13 protein-coding genes are annotated in these 17319 nt (G+C 71.5%); 9 read left to right on the forward strand and 4 right to left on the reverse strand.

Translation table 11 applies throughout. From position 1 onward, the window contains the following. Positions 1-18: 18 nt before the first annotated feature. Complete coding sequence (locus BLV76_RS05875) at positions 19-1719, reverse strand: sulfatase-like hydrolase/transferase (protein WP_090968294.1); 1701 nt, start codon at positions 1717-1719, stop codon at positions 19-21. Positions 1720-1907: 188 nt separating this feature from the next. Further along, positions 1908-3800, reverse strand: a complete 1893-nt coding sequence (locus tag BLV76_RS05880; protein ID WP_090968295.1) for an anthranilate synthase family protein — start codon at positions 3798-3800, stop codon at positions 1908-1910. A 135-nt stretch (positions 3801-3935) separates the two neighbouring features. Between BLV76_RS05880 and BLV76_RS05885 the strand changes: the two genes are divergently transcribed. Further along, positions 3936-5312: an O-antigen ligase family protein gene (locus BLV76_RS05885; RefSeq protein ID WP_090968296.1), complete on the forward strand. Its 1377-nt coding sequence runs from the start codon at positions 3936-3938 to the stop codon at positions 5310-5312. 21 nt (positions 5313-5333) lie between these two features. Here BLV76_RS05885 and BLV76_RS05890 read toward each other — a convergent pair whose 3' ends face one another. Both BLV76_RS05890 and BLV76_RS05895 read right to left on the reverse strand, forming a co-directional pair. Further along, complete coding sequence (locus BLV76_RS05890; protein ID WP_090968297.1) at positions 5334-7163, reverse strand: glycosyltransferase family 2 protein; 1830 nt, start codon at positions 7161-7163, stop codon at positions 5334-5336. Next, positions 7160-8242 (reverse strand): NAD-dependent epimerase/dehydratase family protein, encoded by a 1083-nt coding sequence (locus BLV76_RS05895; RefSeq protein WP_090968298.1) that lies wholly within the window; start codon positions 8240-8242, stop codon positions 7160-7162. The genes BLV76_RS05890 and BLV76_RS05895 overlap by 4 nt, the downstream gene beginning before the upstream one ends. 140 nt (positions 8243-8382) lie before the next feature. Here BLV76_RS05895 and BLV76_RS05900 point away from each other — a divergent pair, with 140 nt between their 5' ends. The 8 genes from BLV76_RS05900 to BLV76_RS05935 all read left to right on the forward strand — a co-directional run bounded on the left by BLV76_RS05900 (position 8383) and on the right by BLV76_RS05935 (position 17318). After that, positions 8383-9375, forward strand: coding sequence for an MraY family glycosyltransferase (locus BLV76_RS05900; RefSeq protein WP_090968299.1), 993 nt, complete (start codon positions 8383-8385; stop codon positions 9373-9375). Further along, complete coding sequence (locus tag BLV76_RS05905) at positions 9372-10604, forward strand: glycosyltransferase family 4 protein (RefSeq protein WP_090968300.1); 1233 nt, start codon at positions 9372-9374, stop codon at positions 10602-10604. The genes BLV76_RS05900 and BLV76_RS05905 overlap by 4 nt, the downstream gene beginning before the upstream one ends. Beyond that, complete coding sequence (locus tag BLV76_RS05910) at positions 10601-11509, forward strand: NAD-dependent epimerase/dehydratase family protein (RefSeq protein ID WP_090968301.1); 909 nt, start codon at positions 10601-10603, stop codon at positions 11507-11509. The genes BLV76_RS05905 and BLV76_RS05910 overlap by 4 nt, the downstream gene beginning before the upstream one ends. A gap of 101 nt (positions 11510-11610) precedes the next feature. Next, positions 11611-12603, forward strand: coding sequence for a polysaccharide biosynthesis C-terminal domain-containing protein (locus BLV76_RS05915; protein ID WP_217630271.1), 993 nt, complete (start codon positions 11611-11613; stop codon positions 12601-12603). Then, entirely contained in the window at positions 12600-13721 is a 1122-nt protein-coding gene (gene wecB, locus BLV76_RS05920; RefSeq protein WP_090968303.1) for a non-hydrolyzing UDP-N-acetylglucosamine 2-epimerase, read from the forward strand. The genes BLV76_RS05915 and wecB overlap by 4 nt, the downstream gene beginning before the upstream one ends. Next, positions 13718-14632: a glycosyltransferase family protein gene (locus BLV76_RS05925; RefSeq protein ID WP_090968304.1), complete on the forward strand. Its 915-nt coding sequence runs from the start codon at positions 13718-13720 to the stop codon at positions 14630-14632. Before wecB ends, BLV76_RS05925 begins: the two co-directional genes overlap by 4 nt. Further along, positions 14629-15882 carry a glycosyltransferase gene (locus BLV76_RS05930; protein WP_090968305.1) on the forward strand — a complete coding sequence of 418 codons (1254 nt, stop codon included), beginning with the start codon at positions 14629-14631 and terminating at the stop codon, positions 15880-15882. The genes BLV76_RS05925 and BLV76_RS05930 overlap by 4 nt, the downstream gene beginning before the upstream one ends. Further along, positions 15879-17318, forward strand: a complete 1440-nt coding sequence (locus BLV76_RS05935) for a hypothetical protein (protein WP_090968306.1) — start codon at positions 15879-15881, stop codon at positions 17316-17318. Before BLV76_RS05930 ends, BLV76_RS05935 begins: the two co-directional genes overlap by 4 nt. Position 17319 lies beyond the last annotated feature (1 nt).

The following is a 17319-nucleotide window of genomic DNA, read 5'->3' on the forward strand; positions in this document are numbered from 1 at the left end:
ACAGTAGTGCCACTCGACCTACTGGCGGACGGACCGACAGGCCTCCGGCACCGCCTGGTTGCCCGTCTGCTGGCAGGTGTCGAAGGCGGCCAGCCTGGCCATCAGCAGCTCCACCTCGGCGCGGCGCTTCGGGTTGGCGACGTTGTTGCGCAGCTCGAACTCGTTGCGCTTGTAGTTGTAGTACTCGTAGCCCCACTGCACCTGGTCGGGGCGCGGGTCGAGGTCGAAGCGGGCGAGCAGCGCCGTGCGGCTGCGGACGGCGGTGTAGGAGGGGATCCGGTCGAGCTCGGAGCCGGTGAACGCCGCGTCGGGGTCCGGCCCGGTCAGCGTCTGCTGGGTGTGCTCGAGGAACGCGTATCCCTGCCGCACGAGCTTCGGCTGGGTCAGCGTCGGCACCAGCGAGAGGCCGCTGCGGAAGGGCGCGGGTCCGAGTCCGGCGAGCTCCTCGAAGGTCGGCGCGAGGTCGATGTTGCTGGTGACCTCCCGGCGCGCACCGGGCACCACGCCCGGACCCGTCACCAGGAGCGGGACGCGCACGTCGGTGTCGTACGGCGTCCCCTTGCCGCGGCCGAGCCCGTTCTGGCCGAGGTGGAAGCCGTTGTCGGAGGTGAGCACGACGTAGGTGTTGGGCCCGACGGCCCTGAGGATCCGGTTGACCAGCCGGTCGGCCGACTGCGACATCCGCGCCCGGTCGCGCAGGTCGCGCACCGCGGCGGCAGGGCGCAGGCTGCCGGCGGTGTTCCACGCCCGGCCCTTCGTGCCGTTCGCGAGCCGCGGCCGGTTGTCGCGCGGGTTGTCGCCGAAGCCGGGCAGGTCGTCGACGGTGAGCTTGCGGCACGCGACGCGCCCGCAGCTGCGGTCGCCGGTCCGGTCACGGAACATCGGCGGGAACAGCGGGTCGCCCGGGTAGTAGCCCTCCGGCTGCGTGCGGTTGTGCGGGGCGTAGAGCCCGACCTCGAGGAAGTAGGGCGCGTCCGACGCCTCGCCCTGGCGCAGGAACCGCATGGCCTTGTCGCCGATCACCGTGCCGGCATACGCCGCGTCCTTGGCCGCGTCGCTCACGCTGGCGGGCGGAGCCGGGTGCTGCGTCACCTGCAGCCGGCCACCGGTGACCGAGGTGCTGGCGAAGTCCCAGCCGTCGTAGGCCGAGCCGAAGACCGCGTTGAAGGTCGACCAGCCCGGCACCGCCGGCGGCAGCGCGCGGCCCGGCACCCACTCGTACTCGTTCAGGAACTTGCCGACGAAGCCGGTCGTGTAGCCGGCCTCCTGCAGCCGCACGTTGAACGCCCGCTCGGGGTTGCCGTTCGTGTCGTAGGCCGGCCAGCCGCCGAGGGTCGACGTGCCCTGGTGGGAGGTGTTGGTGCGCACCCCGGTCTGGTGGGGGTACTGCCCGGTGAAGAAGCTCGAGCGCGACACGCAGCACAGCGAGTCGGTGACGAAGGTGAAGGGGTACGACGCCCCGGCCTTCCGCATCCGCTGGGCCGAGCGCATGGTCTGGACGAGGTCCATCGAGAAGTCGTCGAGCATCACGACGACGATGTTGGGCCGCTTGTCGCTGGCCGCCGCCGGCTCGAGGTCACCGACCGCGGACGCACTGCTCGTCGTCCGCGGGGGGCGTGGGCCCTGGGGCGGGTCGGCGTCGTTCGCGCCGCCGCACGCGGCCACCGTCATCAGCACCAGCAGGCACACGCCCACCCATGCACGCTTGTCGAGCTGCACCTGTCCCCCGTCATGTCCCCCGTTGCGTACGCAACAGTGACGCTCTGGGGCGTGGATCGGTTGCGTCCACGCCGAGGATCAATGTCTATCATTTCGGTTGACTAAACCCGGAACGGACCCCGCGTAGTCCCCTACGTTCTGGTCACCACCGAGTCGACGCCCAGAACGCAGGGGACTGTCTCGAGACGTCAGGTGAGCAGGTCGCGGACCGCGGTGTGGAGCAGGTCGTAGCCGTTCTCGGTGAGGATCGACTCGGCGTGGAACTGGATGCCGCGGAAGTGCGGGCCGGAGATGGCGTGGATGTCGCCGGCGTCGTCGGCCTCCACCGTCACGCCGTCGGGGAGCGGGGCGCCGGCGGGCACGCGGCCCACGAAGGTGTTGTAGAAGCCCACCCGCTCGGTGCGCCCGCCGATCCGCACGGGCGACTGGGTGCCCTGGAAGACGACGTCCTTGTAGCCGAGGTCGAGGCCGAGCCGTTGGCACAGCGTCTGGTGGCCCAAGCAGACCGCGAGGAACGGCTGCTCGCCGGCGAGCAGGTCGTCGACGGCCCGGCGGAAGGACGCGATCTTCGGGTGCTCGCCCTCGCGCGGGTCGCCCGGACCGGGCCCGACGACGACCAGGTCGGCGCCGTCGAAGGAGCCGGCCGCGTAGTCCTCGTGCCGCACGACCCTCGACGTCATGCCGAAGACGCCGAGCACGTGGACGAGCATGTTCACGAAGTCGTCCTCGCCGTGCAGGATCACGACGTGCTTGCCGGCCAGCCCCGGGTCAGCGGGCTCGCCCGCCTGGTCGGTCAGCCAGAAGCGCGACAGCCGCTGGTTGCGCGTCCCCAGGGCGAGTACGACGTCCTCGTCCCGCGCGAGGTCGGCGACGGCCGCGCCGTCGGAGGTCGCCGCCGGCGCCAGGCCGAAGGCGCTGAGGATGCCGCCGGCCTTGGCCCTGGTCTCGGCGACCTCGTAGGCCGCGTCGGAGTCACGCACGAGCGTCGCGCCGGCGGTCACCTTGAGCTCACCCTCCGGGGAGACGTCGGCGGTGCGGATCAGGATCGGGCTGTCCATCGTCGGCGTGCCGTCGGGCGAGCGGCCGAACAGCGCGAGGGCGGCGCCGTAGTAGCCGCGACCCTCGGGCTCGTAGTCGGCGATCAGCCGGCAGGCGTTCTCGACGGGCGCACCGGTCACGGTGGCGGCGTACATCGTGTCGCGCAGGATCTCGCGGTGGTCGCGCTCGGAGCGACCGGCGAGGAGGTACTCGGTGTGGATGAGGTGGGTCATCGGCTTGAGGAACGGGCCGAGCACCTGCCCGCCCTCGGAGCAGATGTCGCACATCATCTTGAGCTCCTCGTCGACGACCATGAAGAGCTCGAAGACCTCCTTCTCGTCGGCCAGGAACTCCAGCAGGCCGGCCTTGAGCTCGTCCTCGGAGAGGCCCCCGACGCGGAAGGTGCCGGAGATCGGGTTCATCCGGACGTCGCCGGAGCGCACGGAGACGTGGCGCTCGGGGCTGGCGCCGATGAGGAACCGCTCGCCGGTGAAGAAGCAGAAGGTCCAGTAGGCACCGCGCTCGCGCTCGAGCAGGCGGCGCAGGACGGTGAGGGCCTTGGTGGCGTCCCAGTCGGCGACGACGGCGCGGTAGTGCCGGCCGATGACGAGGTTGGCGCCCTCGCCCTGGCCGATCTCGTCGCGGATGATCGCCTCGACGACCGTGCCGTAGTCGTCATCGCTCGTCGCGAAGCCGCCGCGGTCGGCGAACTCGACGGGCGCGTCGGGGAGGGCCGCGAGCAGGTCGTCGACCGACACCTCGTGCTCGGCCTCGATGTCGACGACGGTCAGCGGCGTGCCGTCGTCGATCGCGGCGAACCCGCGCTCGCGCACCTGCTGGAAGGGCACCGCGACCAGCCGGTCGGCGCTGCGGCCCGGCTCGGGTGCGCCGGTCTCGAGCGGGATGTCGAGCAGCGAGGCGACCTCGTGCGGGGTGCCGCCGATGAGGCCCGCTGTGGGTGCGGCCTTGCGCCGGATGACCGCCCACGCGCCGTGCCCCTGGATCTGCTCCAGGAGGTCGGGGACAGGCGTGGTCGCGGTCATGGCAGAGACCCTACGTTGACGGGTCCGACGCCGGTCCGGCGTCTCAGCCGTACCCGCGCTGGCCGGGCCCGTATGCTGGGGCGCCGGTCTGCGGACCGCCCGTCCACGTCCGTGCCGACCACCGGAGTCCGTCCCATGCGCCGCCACCAGACCGCCGGCACTGCCGTGCAGCACGTGGTGCGTGGTGCCCGCTTCGTCATCGACTGGCACGACTCCCGCCCCCAGGCACGGCTGTCCTCGCCTCGGGGTTGGATCTGGCTCGCCCTGATTGCCGCCGTCTTCTACTGGATGTCCAACCCGCTGGTCCTGATCGCCAACTTCTTCCTGGCCATGCTGGAGGTGACGAACTGGACGATCATCGTCGTCGTCCTCACCTCGCCATGGGCCCGGTTGCCGCGGGTGCCGTGGCCGTGGCTGGCGTTCCTGAGCCTCTGCTTCGCTTCTCAGCTGTGGACGATCAACGACTTCAACACCGACGTCGGCGACACGATGTACCTCCACATCGCCGTGGTCGCCCTGCTCGTCGCCGCCAATTGCGAGCCGCTCCTGGTCTGCTGGGGTCTCGGGCTCGGCGGCGTGGTGGTTGTCTACCTGTCGGTGGACTCCTACCGGCAGGGACTTCCCGGCACGTCGAACGCGCTCTCCGGGGGCGCCGAGTTCACCGGCGTCGGGACCAACGAGAACATCCTGGCCTACACCTTAATGCTCGCCCTGGCCGCGGTCTGCGCCGCTGGCATGCCGCGCAGGCTGGTGGGGCGGGTCCTGTGGCTGGCCGTCATCGGCGTGAACGCTTGCGGCATCTTCCTCGCCGGGTCCGGGACCGGTTTCGTCGTCATGCTGAGCCTCGCGGTCACGATTGCGGTCGTGCTCGCCTGGCCGATCATCCGCGAGAGGACCCGCCGCGAACTGGCCGTGGTGCTCGCCTCGGCCATCGGGGTCGTTGCCGTCGGCCTGGTCGCCGTCACCGTGCTGCTCGGCAAGGACCTGACCACCTTCTCGGGTCGTTCCGCCTACTGGCGCGCAGCTATCGAGACCTCCCTGGACACGGCTCCGTGGCTGGGCTCGGGCTGGAGCGCAGTGTGGGAGCACCCGTGGAACGGCGCCGCGCCGAACGCCGTCGCGCAGCAGATCTACGACCGCGCGGGCATCGCGTTCCCGCACGGACACAACTTCTTCTTCGACGTGATGCCCGAACTTGGCCTCGCCGGGGTCGCGGTCGCGGTCGCCATGGTGGTCTACGCCGTCGCGTCGGTGCGGAGGTCTGGCCTCAGGACCGGTCGCGACCCGGTGGCCGGCCGGCTCGTGCTCTTCACCATGGTCACGTTGCTGGTGAACGGCATCACCGAGCCGATGCTCACCATCCCCCTGGGTTTCTGGACCTTCGCGCTCGTCGTCGCCGTGACGCGACAGCGCGTCCTGCGCAGGCGCGACATGGCCCCGCCGCGCCATCTCGCGAGCGGACCGGGTGATACGACCGTGCATCCTCGGGCCGGTGGACCGCAGTCGGTCTAGTGAGCCGCCAGGTCGGTCGGCTCAGCGGCGCCACCAACGCTCGCGCCCGGTGCGCGCCGGCTCGGTGCTGAGCCCGTCGAAGACCCGTTTGAGCTGCTGCGGACCCATCTCGTAGAGGGAGTGCGCGGGCCGCTCGGCACCCGTGGTGCGGAGGATCTCCTCGATGGCCTCGAGCAGGTCGATACGCGTGTTGTGGCGCGTGCGAACCGTGTCGAGCCGCTCCTTGAGCTCCTCGACCCGCGCCTCGGTGGCGCGCCAGTTCTCGACGGTCTCCTGGTGCGCGGTCGCTGTGCGGTCGAGCTTCATGATGACCTCGTGCTGCGACGCCTCGAGTTCCGCGATCCGCTCCCGCGCCTGCGCCAGCTCAGCCTGCACCCGACGACCACCGTCACCGGCGAGCAGCACCTGGGCGCCGGCGAAGCCGTCGAGCACGCGTTGGCGCGCGTTGTCCCAGTGAGCCTCGTCGTGCACCGAGCGGGAGGTCTCCCCGCTGAGCCACCAGTGGTAGACCGCGGTGATGGCGGGCGAGTCGGTGACCCCCACCAAGGCGGCGGTCCTGACCAGGAAGTCCCAGTCCTCGGTGACGTCGAGCGACTCGTCGTAGCTGATCCTGAGCGAGTGGAACGCTCCTCGGGGGAACGCCAGCGACGGCGGCGGGGTCTCGTTGTACCGCAGGTGATCGAGCAGGTCAAAGCGCTGGGGCCAGTCGCGGCGCGGGTTGCCCACCGAGACCGCCACGGCGTCCTCTCCCTCCCCGTGGGGTACGACGCTCTGCCGTAGGGAGCCGACACGCAGCACCCGGCCGGCGTGCTCCGGCTCGAGCCGGTGGAAGGAGGAGACCCAGCCGGGCGCGGGCAGGTCGTCGTCGTCGAGGACGGCGACGTAGCGCCCTCTTGCGGTGGCGAATCCATCGTTGAGCGGCGACGAGCGGCCGGGACGCTCCACCTCGACCACCCGTATGCGGTCCGCGAGCCTCTCGGGCGCCAGGGCTACCACCTCGCGGACCGAGGCGAGCTCCTCGGGGGTCGTGCGGTGGCACACGACGAGCCACTCGAAGTCGACGTCGGCCTGGGCCGACAGGCAGGCCTGCAGGTCCTCCAGCGAGCGGCGGCGCCGGCCCTGGGTGCGGGTCAGCACGGTCAGGAAGGGCCGATCGGCGGCATCGTCCGGGGCGGGCGCGGGGAGCAGGCCGGTCGTCGAGAGGACCTGGTGCAGGGCGGTGGCCGGTAGCAGGGCCGGATGGGTGGTGGGGTGGGCGTTCGGGTGGGCGGTTGGCGGAACAGCCACGTCGCCCGGCTCGGCCCCACCCGAGGCGTCACCCGGCTGGTCGCCCGGCAGGTCGGCGTGCCGGACGACGGTGGCGAGCACGGCGACGGCGGCGCTGCGCCCGGCCTCCTCGAGCCCGGCGGCGAGCTCGCGCCCGGTGCCATCGTCACGGGCCCCGCCGAGGACGTCGGCAACCTCTGCGGCGATCGAGGCGCTGGCCAGGACGCAGCATCCGGACATGCGCGGACGCACCTTGCCCACGCGGACCGCAGCGAGCTCGGCAGCCATGTCGACCTCCGGCGCCAAGGACAGGTCGACGGGCAGGGTGCGCGCGTCGACCACGTCGGCCGACCACCGGGCCGCCAGAAGTCGGTCGACCACCTCGGGACCAGGAGTCGTGGCAGCCTCGACGATGACCACGGGCTGCCCGTCGTGGAGCCCCGCGAGAGCCGCACGCAGGGCGTCGACGTTCTCGACGATTCGCACGTCGCCACCCGGGGTGGCCAGCTCCCAGTCGGCCTGACCCGTCGCGGACGGCGCGCCGACGAGGAGGGTGACTACCGGGAGGTCGTCGATCTCGGTCATCGGCCGAGCTCCCCGGCAATCCACTCCTGGAGGCCGGCGACGCCCTCGCGAAGCCCGACCTCCGGGCGCCAGTCGAGCTGGCGGAGGGTGACCTCGACGTCGCAGGACGCGTGCCGGACGTCGCCGTCGCGGTACTGGCCGGTGACGTGCGGCTCGGGCGCGGAGTGGTAGCGCGCGACCTCGCGGGCGAGGTCGCCGATGGTCGTCCGGATGCCGCTGCCCACGTCGACGGTGCGCATGTGGTCGGCCGGCTTGTGCGCGATCGCGGCGACCAGCGCGCTGACCACGTCGTCGATGTGGACGAAGTCGCGGGTGATCTCGCCGTCCTCGTAGAGCGGGATCGACTGCCCCTCGCGAGCCAGCCGCGAGAAGAGCGACACGATGCCGGTGTAGGGGTTCGACAGCGACTGGCGCGGGCCGTAGACGTTCTGCAGGCGCAGCACCGACAACCGGGTGTCGTGGGAGCCGGTCCACGCCGAGAGGATCTGCTCCTGCGCGAGCTTGGTGGCGCCGTAGACGTTGATCGGGTTCGGGTGGGTGCCGAGCACGGTGTTGGGCACGTGGGCCGCGCCGTCGCCGTGGTCCCACTTCCCCGACTCGAGCTGGGCGTGGGTGCGCAGGCCGGGCTGGAAGGTCGAGCCGTCGACGTTGCGCCACACGCCCTCGCCGTAGACGGCGCGCGAGCTGGTCAGCACGAAGTGGCTCGGCACGTGCCCGGCGCGCGTCAGCGAGTCGAGCAGCTGCGTGGTGCCGACGACGTTGACCATGCCGTGGCGGGTGCTCTCCGAGAGCGACTGCGCGGTGCCGGTCTCGGCGGCGAGGTGCACGACGGTGTCGGGCCGCAGCTCGGCGACCACGGCGTCCAGGTCGTCGGCGCTCGTGACGTCGCCGACCCGCAGGTCCACGGACCCCGGGAGGTCGGCGGGCGGCTCCGAGCCGGGGTGCACCTGCGGGTGCAGGTTGTCGAGCACGACCCACTGCTCCGCGGAGTCGGCGAGCTCGCGCGCGAGCGTCGTACCGATGAAGCCGGCACCGCCGGTGACGAGGACGCGGCCGCCTGCCTGCTGCGAAGAAGACATGGTTCTCAGCCTAGAGCGTCCGAGGGCTCGGGCAGGGCGTGCCCACGCCGTCATCTAGACTGCGGGCCGAGCCGGGGGGCAACACCTTCGCGGCACGCTGCGACGAAGGGTCCCCACATGTCTGACGTGGTCAACTAGGCGTGCTCCAGTTCTTCATCTCCTTCGTCGTCACCAGCGCCACCATGGTTCCGGTGCTCTCGCTGCTCAGGCGGCTCCAGGTGGTCGACGTCCCCAATCAGCGCTCCTCCCACGTCGTGGTGGTGCCGCGCGGCGGTGGCCTGGCGATGATCGCCGGCTGCACAGCGGGAGTCGTCTCGGCGCTCATCGCGGGCTCCGCGCTCGACGATGTGGTGGATGGCTGGGCCGTCCTAGCGACCTGCGCCGGGATGCTGCTTCTGGCCTCGCTGGGGTTCGCGGACGACGTCGCCCACGTCTCGGCCCGGATCCGCCTCGCCCTCCAGGGCACGATCGCCGCCGGGGTGGCGACCGCCGTCGCGGTCGGCAGCCCGACGCCGTGGCCCGTGGCCCTGGTCGCAATCTTCGGCTGCTTGTGGCTGGTCTCTTACGTCAACGCGTTCAACTTCATGGACGGGGTCAACGCTATCTCCGCCACCAGCGCCCTGCTGGCGGCGTGCTGGTACGGCGCCCTGGGGGCCCAGGCGTCCGACGGGCTCGTGTCAGCCGCGGCGTGGTCCCTTGCTGGCGCCGCGCTGGCCTTCCTGCCGTGGAACGCCCACCGCCCGAAAGTGTTCCTCGGCGACGTCGGCAGCTATGGGATCGGCGCCCTGGTGGGCGTGCTCGCCCTCCTCACCGCGGTGCGCGAGGCCGACTTGTGGCTCGCCCTTGCCCCCCTCACCGTCTACCTCGTCGACACGAGCGGCACGCTCCTGCGCCGCGCACTGCGGGGTGAGGCGCTGATGGAGGCGCACCGCTCGCACGTCTACCAGCGACTGCTCGACGTCGGCCTGTCCCATCTGGGGTCGACCGCCATCGTGGCCACGGGTGGCCTGGTCGTGTGCAGCGCCACGCTGGCGCTGCACACCGCCGGGGCGATCCTGGTCGCAGCAGTCGTCGCGGTCATCTACCACTCGCTTCCCAGCCTCTTGGGCCGACGGGTCAGGGTGGCGTCATGAGGATCGGCATGATCTCCCAGTGGTACGAGCCGGAGACCGGCTCGGCCGCCCACCCGACGGCCATCGCCCGTGCGCTCCACGAGCGCGGGCACGACCTCCGGGTGCTGACCGGCTTCCCGAGCTATCCGCTGGGCCGCGTCTACGACGGCCACCGGATGCGCCCGCGCGCGACCGAGGTCCGCGACGGCATCTCGCTGCTGCGCGTGCCCGACGTGCCGAGCCACGACCGCTCCGCGGTGCGGCGGATGGTCAGCCTGGGCTCGTTCGCCGGCTCGGCTACCACGCAGGTCGGCTGGCTGCGCCGGGTCGACGTGTGCCTGGTCTACTTGACCCCGGCGACCGTCGGCATGGCGGCGATGACACTGCGCCGCGTCTGGGGAGTCCCCTACGTGCTCTACGTGCAGGACCTCTGGCCCGAGACGGTGACGGCGAGCGGCTTCATCGGGGGGTCCCGGACCACCGATACCGTCGAGCGCGCGCTGCACGCATGGCTGGCCCGCCTCTACCGCGGCGCGGCCGGGATCGCGGCAATCGCCCCCACCATGGCCGCGACGCTGTCCGGGCGCGGCAGCCAGGTCACGCCGGTGTCGATCCCCAACTGGGTGGACGAGGACGTCTTCGTGCCCAGCGCGCCGCTCGATCCGTCACCGCTCGACGGCGCCGAGCGCTGGGTGATGTACGCCGGTAGCATCGGCGACGTGCAGGGCCTCGACACCGCGGTCCGGGCCATGCGCCAGCTCGACGACCTGCCCGACCTCGGGCTCGCGTTCGTCGGCGACGGCGTCGCTGTCCCCGGGCTGCGGGCGCTGGCCGCGGAGCTGGGCGTTGCCGAGCGGGTGGCCTTCCTTGGCAGCCACCCGTTGAGCGACATGCCCCCGCTGATGGCGAACGCCGACGCCCAGCTGGTCTCGCTCCGGGACCTGCCCCTTTTCCGCGGCACCATCCCCAGCAAGCTCCAGGCCACCATGGCCTGCGGCCTGCCGGTCGTGTGCGCCGTCGCCGGTGACGCCGCCGAGGTCGTGCGGCAAGCGCGGTGCGGGTTCGTCGCCCGGCCCGACGACCCCACGTCCCTGGCCGGGGCGCTGCGCGCGGTAGCCGCCGCCCAACCCGCCGAGCTGCGGGCGATGGGGGCGCGCGGTCGCGAGGCCTACGCCGGCCAGATGAGTCGAGCGGTTGGCGCCGAGCGGCTCGAGCAGCTGCTCGTCACCGCCGCCGGGAGCCGCCGATGACCCGGGTGGCGGTCTTGGGCGCGAGCGGCTTCGTCGGTGGCTCCGTCATGGATGCACTGCGCGCCCGCGGTGCCGAGGTGCTGCCGCTCAAGGCTCCACGCCTGACGAGCACGGCACTGGACGTGCCCGCGCTCCGCGCCGACCTCGACCGCCCGGAAGTCAACGAGGCCGCCGCCGCGCTCCGCGAGGAGCTCGCCGCCTGTGCAGGCGTCGTCAACGCTGCAGGGGTCGCCGCTGCCACCGGGGGGGTGTCGCCGGAGCTGACCGGGGCCAACTCCCTGCTGCCGGTCGTGCTGGCCGCGGCCCGCCCGGCCGGGGCACGGCTCGTCCACGTCTCCACCGCGGCAGTCCAGGGCAGCCGGAGAGTCCTCGACGAGACGAACGATCGGGACCCGTTCAGCCCCTACTCGACCACCAAGGCCCTAGCCGAGGTGGCGCTCACCGACGCCCACGACGTCGTGGTGTTCCGTCCCACTTCGGTGCACGGGCCCGGCCGCGACGTGACGAGGTCCCTCGCCCGGGTGCTGGCCTCGCCGCTCGCCTCGGTCGCCGGGGCAGGCGAGGGTCCCACCCCGCAGGCGCTGGTCGCCAACGTGGCCGACGCGATTGCCTTTGTTACCCTCAGCGACGAGGCTCCTCCGGGGATCGTCCTGCACCCATGGGAGGGCCTGACGGTCGCCGAGCTCGTCCGTCGACTGGGCGGACGCGAGCCCCGACACGTCCCGGTCCGGGTGGCGTCCGCCGCCGTGCGCGCTGGTGGGCGCCTGGGCCGGCGCTCGCCGCGGTTGGCGGGCGAGAGCAGGCGGCTGGAGATGATGTGGTTCGGCCAGCACCAGGAGAACGGCTGGCTGACGACGAGATGGGAAGCACCAGTGGGGCTCGAGGCGTGGGAGGAACTGCGATGAAGGTCGCGATCACGGGGGGGCACGGGTTCCTCGGGTGGCACACGGCGTGCCGCCTGCGAGCACGCCACGGCGTGGACGCCGCACGGATCGGGCGGGATGTGATGTCCGACCCCGAGCGGCTGGCCGACGCGCTCCGCGACGTCGACACCGTGCTGCACCTCGCCGGCGTGAACCGCGCCGCGACCGACGACGAGGTCGAGCTGGGCAACGCTGACCTCGCGCAATCGCTCGCGACCGCACTCGACGACCGGCCGGTGCACGTCGTCTACTCAAACACGATTCACCACGACCGGGACACCGCCTACGGTCGCGGCAAGCGTCGCGCCGGGGACATCCTCCGCGCCCTGCCGGGCACCACGGCCGACGTCGTCCTGCCGAACCTGTTCGGCGAGCACGGAAGACCCGCCTACAACTCCTTCGTCGCGACGTTCTGCCACGAGGTCGCCACCGGCGGCAGTCCCGAGGTCCACGTCGACCGCAGCGTTCCCCTCCTGCACGCTCAGGGCGCGGCCGCGGCGATCATCGACGCCGCGCTCCGGCGCGAAGACTCGTCGCAGGTGGCGGCCGGCGAGGAGCACATGGTCACCGAGGTCCTTGGTCTGCTGCGCCAGTTCCACGCGCTGTACTCCGAGCGCGGTGAGCTGCCCGACCTCGGCGACCCGTTCGCGGTGGACCTGTTCAACACCTACCGGTCCTACCTTTTCCCCCAGGCGTTCCCGATCGAGGCGCAGGTGCACGCCGACGCGCGTGGCCGGCTCTTCGAGACGGCCCGCTCGCACGGCGGCACCGCCCAGGCGTTCGTCTCCACGACCGTGCCGGGCCACGGCCGCGGCCACCACTACCACCTGCGAAAGGTGGAGCGGTTCTTCGTGGTGTCCGGCGAGGCCGAGATCTCCCTACGCCGGCTGCTGCACGACGACGTGGTGACCTTCCGGCTCTCCGGCGACCGGCCCGCGTTCGTGGACATGCCCACCCTGTGGGTCCACGCCCTGGACAACGTCGGCGACCACGACCTCATCACGATGTTCTGGGCCGACCAGCTGCTCGACCCTCAAGACCCCGACCAGTACCCCGAGGAGGTGCGAGCGCGATGAAGGTGATCACCGTCGTCGGCACCCGTCCAGAGATCATCCGGCTGTCCCGGGTGATCTCCCGCCTAGAGGCCACCGAGGGAATCGAGCACCGTCTCGTCCACACCGGCCAGAACTACGACCGCTCCCTCAACGAAGTCTTCTTCGAGGATCTCGGGCTGCGGGCGCCCGACCACTACCTCGGTGTCGACACCAGCAGCTTAGGCGCGGTGCTCGGCGGCGTGCTCATCGCCACCGAGGAGGTGCTCACGGCGGAGCGTCCCGACGCGGTGCTCGTGCTCGGCGACACCAACTCCTGCCTTGCGGCCGTGATGGCCAAGCGGATGCGGATCCCGACGTACCACATGGAGGCCGGTAATCGGTGCTTCGACGACAACGTCCCTGAGGAGACCAACAGGCGCCTCGTCGACCACGTCGCAGACTTCAACCTCGCCTACACCGAGCACGCCCGGCGCAACCTGCTGGCTGAGGGCCTGCACCCCCGGCGAGTGCTGGTGACCGGCTCGCCGATGCGCGAAGTCCTCGAGCACTTCCGCGAGCGGATCGCTGCCTCCGACGTCGTGTCGCGGCTCGGCCTGACCCCGGGTGAGTACTTCCTGGTGAGCGCGCACCGTGAGGAAAACGTCGACTCCCCCGACCGGCTGCGGATGCTTGTCAACTGCCTCCGCGCGGTCCACGAGGCCTATGGCGACCCGGTCGTGGTCTCGACGCACCCGCGGACGCGCAAGCGGCTCGAGGCGCTCAACGAGGCGATTGAGGGCGACATCCGCTGGCTCGAGCCCTTCGGCTTCCACGACTACAACAAGCTCCAGGTCGACGCCGCGTGCGTCCTCTCCGACTCCGGCACAATCTCGGAGGAGTCGGCGATCCTTGGCTTCCCCGGCGTCACGCTGCGGGACTCGATCGAGCGGCCCGAGGCGCTCGACGCCGGCACGATCATGATGACCGGGCTCGACGCGGGCGACGTCGTACGTGCGGTGGGTGTCGCCATCTCCGACGGAGCGGTCACGACGTCCATGCCCGGTGGCTACGAGGTGTCCGACACGAGCAACCGCGTGGTCCGGTTCATCCTCTCAACCGCCGGCAGGCACCACGCTTGGGCCGGCATCCGGACCTCATGACGGCCCCGGACCACGGCCACCCAAGACGGTCCCTCGGCGGCCGGGTCGTCGACGACGCCCTGGACCGGGTCGGCTTCAGCCCGTCCCCCGACGTGCAGATCGTGGAGACGGCGCGCCCCCGCTTCATGGGCGGAAGCACCGTCCTGGTCCAGAGCGCGTGGAACTTTCTGCCCGACGAGGACTTCGCCGAGCTCGCGCGCCCGTACCCGGCTCGCATGCAGCGCCGGATGCGCCAGCGCCGGCTGCTGGCCGCGCTCAACGTCCGCCGCTCCTCGCGGGTCGTGGCACTCACCGCTGCCATGGCCGACCTGGTCACACGTCGCACGGGTCGCGAGGTCGAGGTCAGCGAGGTCCTCCACCCGATGGACGTGCTCGACCCGGCCGACGGGGTGGCAGGAGACGTGGCAGGGGTGCCGGCCGAGCCGTTCGTGCTCGTCCCGGGCACCATCACCTGGTACAAGGACCCGCTCACCGCGCTGGCGCTCACCGCGTCGCGATCCGATCTGCCGACGCGCGTGGTGCTGGCGGGCAACGACGACGGCTCCGGGTGCTGGCAGGAGGTTCGGCGCGTCGGTGACCTGCTCGGCCTCGACGTCACCGGCGAGCCCGTGTCCCGCCCGGTGATGGTCGCCCTACTACGCCGAGCGAGCGCCGTACTGCTCACGAGCCGCCTCGAGAGTCTCGGCTTCTCGATGACCGAGGCGCTCGCCCTGTCCCCCGGGGACGTCGTCGCCTCGGCCATCCCGGCGCACACCGACCTCGCCGCGCGCGCCGGTCGTACGCCGAGCTGGCTCGGCCAGGAGCCCGCGGCATCGCGACTGCCCGTGCTGCCCCGACCCGACGACCTACGCGCGTCGTGGGTTGCACTCGGGCGCACCCTCGGACTACCCCGGACGGAGGACGTCTTGTGACCGAGCCGATCGAGGTGCTCTACATCTCCAGCGCCCCCACCCCCGACGAGTTCGCGAGGATGCGGGCGAGCGAGCGGTCCGGCGTCCAGGTGGTGACCTACGGCATGCCGGAGGCGTCGTTCAAGTTCCACAACCTCATCCAGCGCGGCCTCGTGGAGCAGGGGTGCCGGGTCCACTCCTTGGTCGGTCGCAGCATCACGCGGCAGTTCCACCGAGGCGTCTGGTGGCCGCGCCGCCGCGGGGCGGCCTCGGACCGACTCACCGTGGACCACCTCCCGTTCCCGAACCTGCCCGTGCTCAGGCAGGTCTGGATCGCGCTCGGCATGGCACGCGGAACGCTGGCGTGGCGCTGGCGGACGCGGCGGGCCGCGACCCGGGTGCTCGTCGTCGACGGGTCCTACGTCTCGGCGATGTCGAGCGTGCTGCCCTGCCTGCGCGGCGCGCGCATGTCGCGCATCGGCATCTTCGCCGACCTCTACTCCTACATGGTGGATGTCGACGACGCGAGCGACCGCACCGTCGGGACCCTCTACCGCGTGGCCCGACGCTCGGTCACCGCCTCGCTCGGGATGCTCGACGGGTTCGTCGTGCTCACCCGGCAGATGGCCGACGTCCTGGACACCGGTGGCAAGCCGTCCATCGTCATGGAGGGCCTCGTCGACTCCGAGGCCGTCGCGCCGGCAGCGGGCGCCGCCGGGAAGTCGCCGCACCCGACCGTCCTCTACGCCGGCGCCCTGCGCAAGGAGTACGGCCTCGAGACGCTCGTGCGAGGCTTCCAGGCCTGGGACGAGAGCAGCGCCGAGCTGATCGTGCTCGGCCAAGGTGAGTACGCCGCCGAGCTGGCCGAGATCGCTGCGCGTGACCCGCGGATCACCTATCGCGGGCCAGTGCCGCTGGACGAGGTGCTCGACGCCGAGCGCCGCGCGTGGGTGCTGATCAACCCCCGGCCCCCGGACGAGGTCTTCACCCAGTACTCGTTCCCGTCCAAGAACATGGAGTACCTCGCGTCGGGGACCCCGGTGCTCTCCACCCGGCTCCCGGGCATGCCGGCCGAGTATCTCGACCACGTGCTGACGATCGATCAACCCGACGCCCCGGGTCTCGCCACCGCCCTCGCGACAGCGTTCGCCGAGGGACCTGAGGCGCTGGAGCGTCGCGGGCAGCGCGGCCGGGCCTTCGTGGTCGAGCGGAAGAACAACGTGCGACAGGCGGCGCGCATCGTGGCGCTCGCCGAGGAGGCCCGACGATGACCTGGTCCGACGTCCTCCGACATCGGCAGATGCGTGACACGGATGCGCCGCTGCTCTTCTCGTTCACCGGTGCGACGCGCCTCGTCCCACTGCTGGCGGGTGCCGGCCTGTTCGCGGTCACCATCGTCGTTTCCCTGATCGGTCCTATCGACTGGCAGTTGGACAATCCCGCGAAGGTCTACGCGTTCCTCCTGGCGTGCCTGGTCGCCATGTGCGCGGGGTACCTCTGGGCCGTACGGCGCCAGCCGGAGCCGCTGTTCGCCACGGGCGGAGCACGCCTGTCCGCGAGCTCGATCCTCGTCGTCGGTGCGCTCGTCTACCTCGTCCTCTACCCGCTCACCGTCTACAACAGCACCGGGAACTGGTACCCTGACGTCGTCGGTGGGCTCACCGACCCGGGCCGCGCCTACGCCGAGAAGACGGCCGCCGAGCTCGAGATCCCCCAAGTGGCGACCTACCTGGGGATGTTGGTGGCTCCCCTGACCATCGGGATCCTGCCGCTCACGCTGTTCTTCTGGCCGCGCATCTCGCGCCTCGCGCGGACCCTCGGTGTCATCACCACCCTCCTGAGCCTTGCACTCGGCGTCTCCCGGGCCGTCAACCAGGACGTCGGCGAGATCGCCGGCTACCTCGTGCTCTTCCTCGTCCTGGTGGCCTCGACGTCGACCCAGCACACCCGCAGCCGGTGGCGACGAGTCGCCGCGTGCGTCGCCGGCGCCGCGCTGGTAACCGGTGCCTTCCTCGCCTACTACAGCTCGACCCTCTCGGGGCGGGTCGCGGCCGACGTCGAGGCCTCGGACAGCCCGGAGAAGGAGTCGATCGACGACGCGATGACCTCGACGGCGCTGGCGAGCTTCGGCGAGGAGCGGAGCGACAGCGTGTTCTTCACGGTCGTGCCGCCGGTCGCGCAGCCGACCGGGACGCTGCTGTCGAGCTACCTGACACAGGGCTACAAGGGCCTGTCGCTGGCCATGGACTCACCCTGGGAGCCGACCTACGGTCTCGGATTCTCCTCGTTCGTCCGCCACAACGTGGCGAGGGTCGCCGGGCTCGACGAGGACGCCATCGAGGCCCGTTCCTACGAGGGCCAGATCGACGAGGTGGGATGGGTTGCCGGTGTGCAGTGGTCGACCTTCTTCGTCCACCCGGCATCCGACGTCTCGTTCGTCGGGGTTGTGCCGCTGATGGCGCTCTTCGGGCTGGCATTCGGGCTGGCCTGGCGCGACATGTGCCGTCGGCGCGACCCGCTGGCATGCATCGTCTTCTTCTACCTCGGCATCCAGGTCCTGTACCTCTCGGCGAACAACCAGCTCTACCAGGGCGGCCAGCTGGCGATCGGCTTCACCGTGGTCCTGATCGCGTGGCTCGTCCTGCGTCGCCGCCTCGACCGAGATGCCGACGAGGCAGAGGTGCACGCGTCGGCTGAGTCGGCCTAGC

Origin of the sequence: Nocardioides exalbidus (assembly GCF_900105585.1) — a bacterium.
Lineage (GTDB): Bacteria > Actinomycetota > Actinomycetes > Propionibacteriales > Nocardioidaceae > Nocardioides > Nocardioides exalbidus.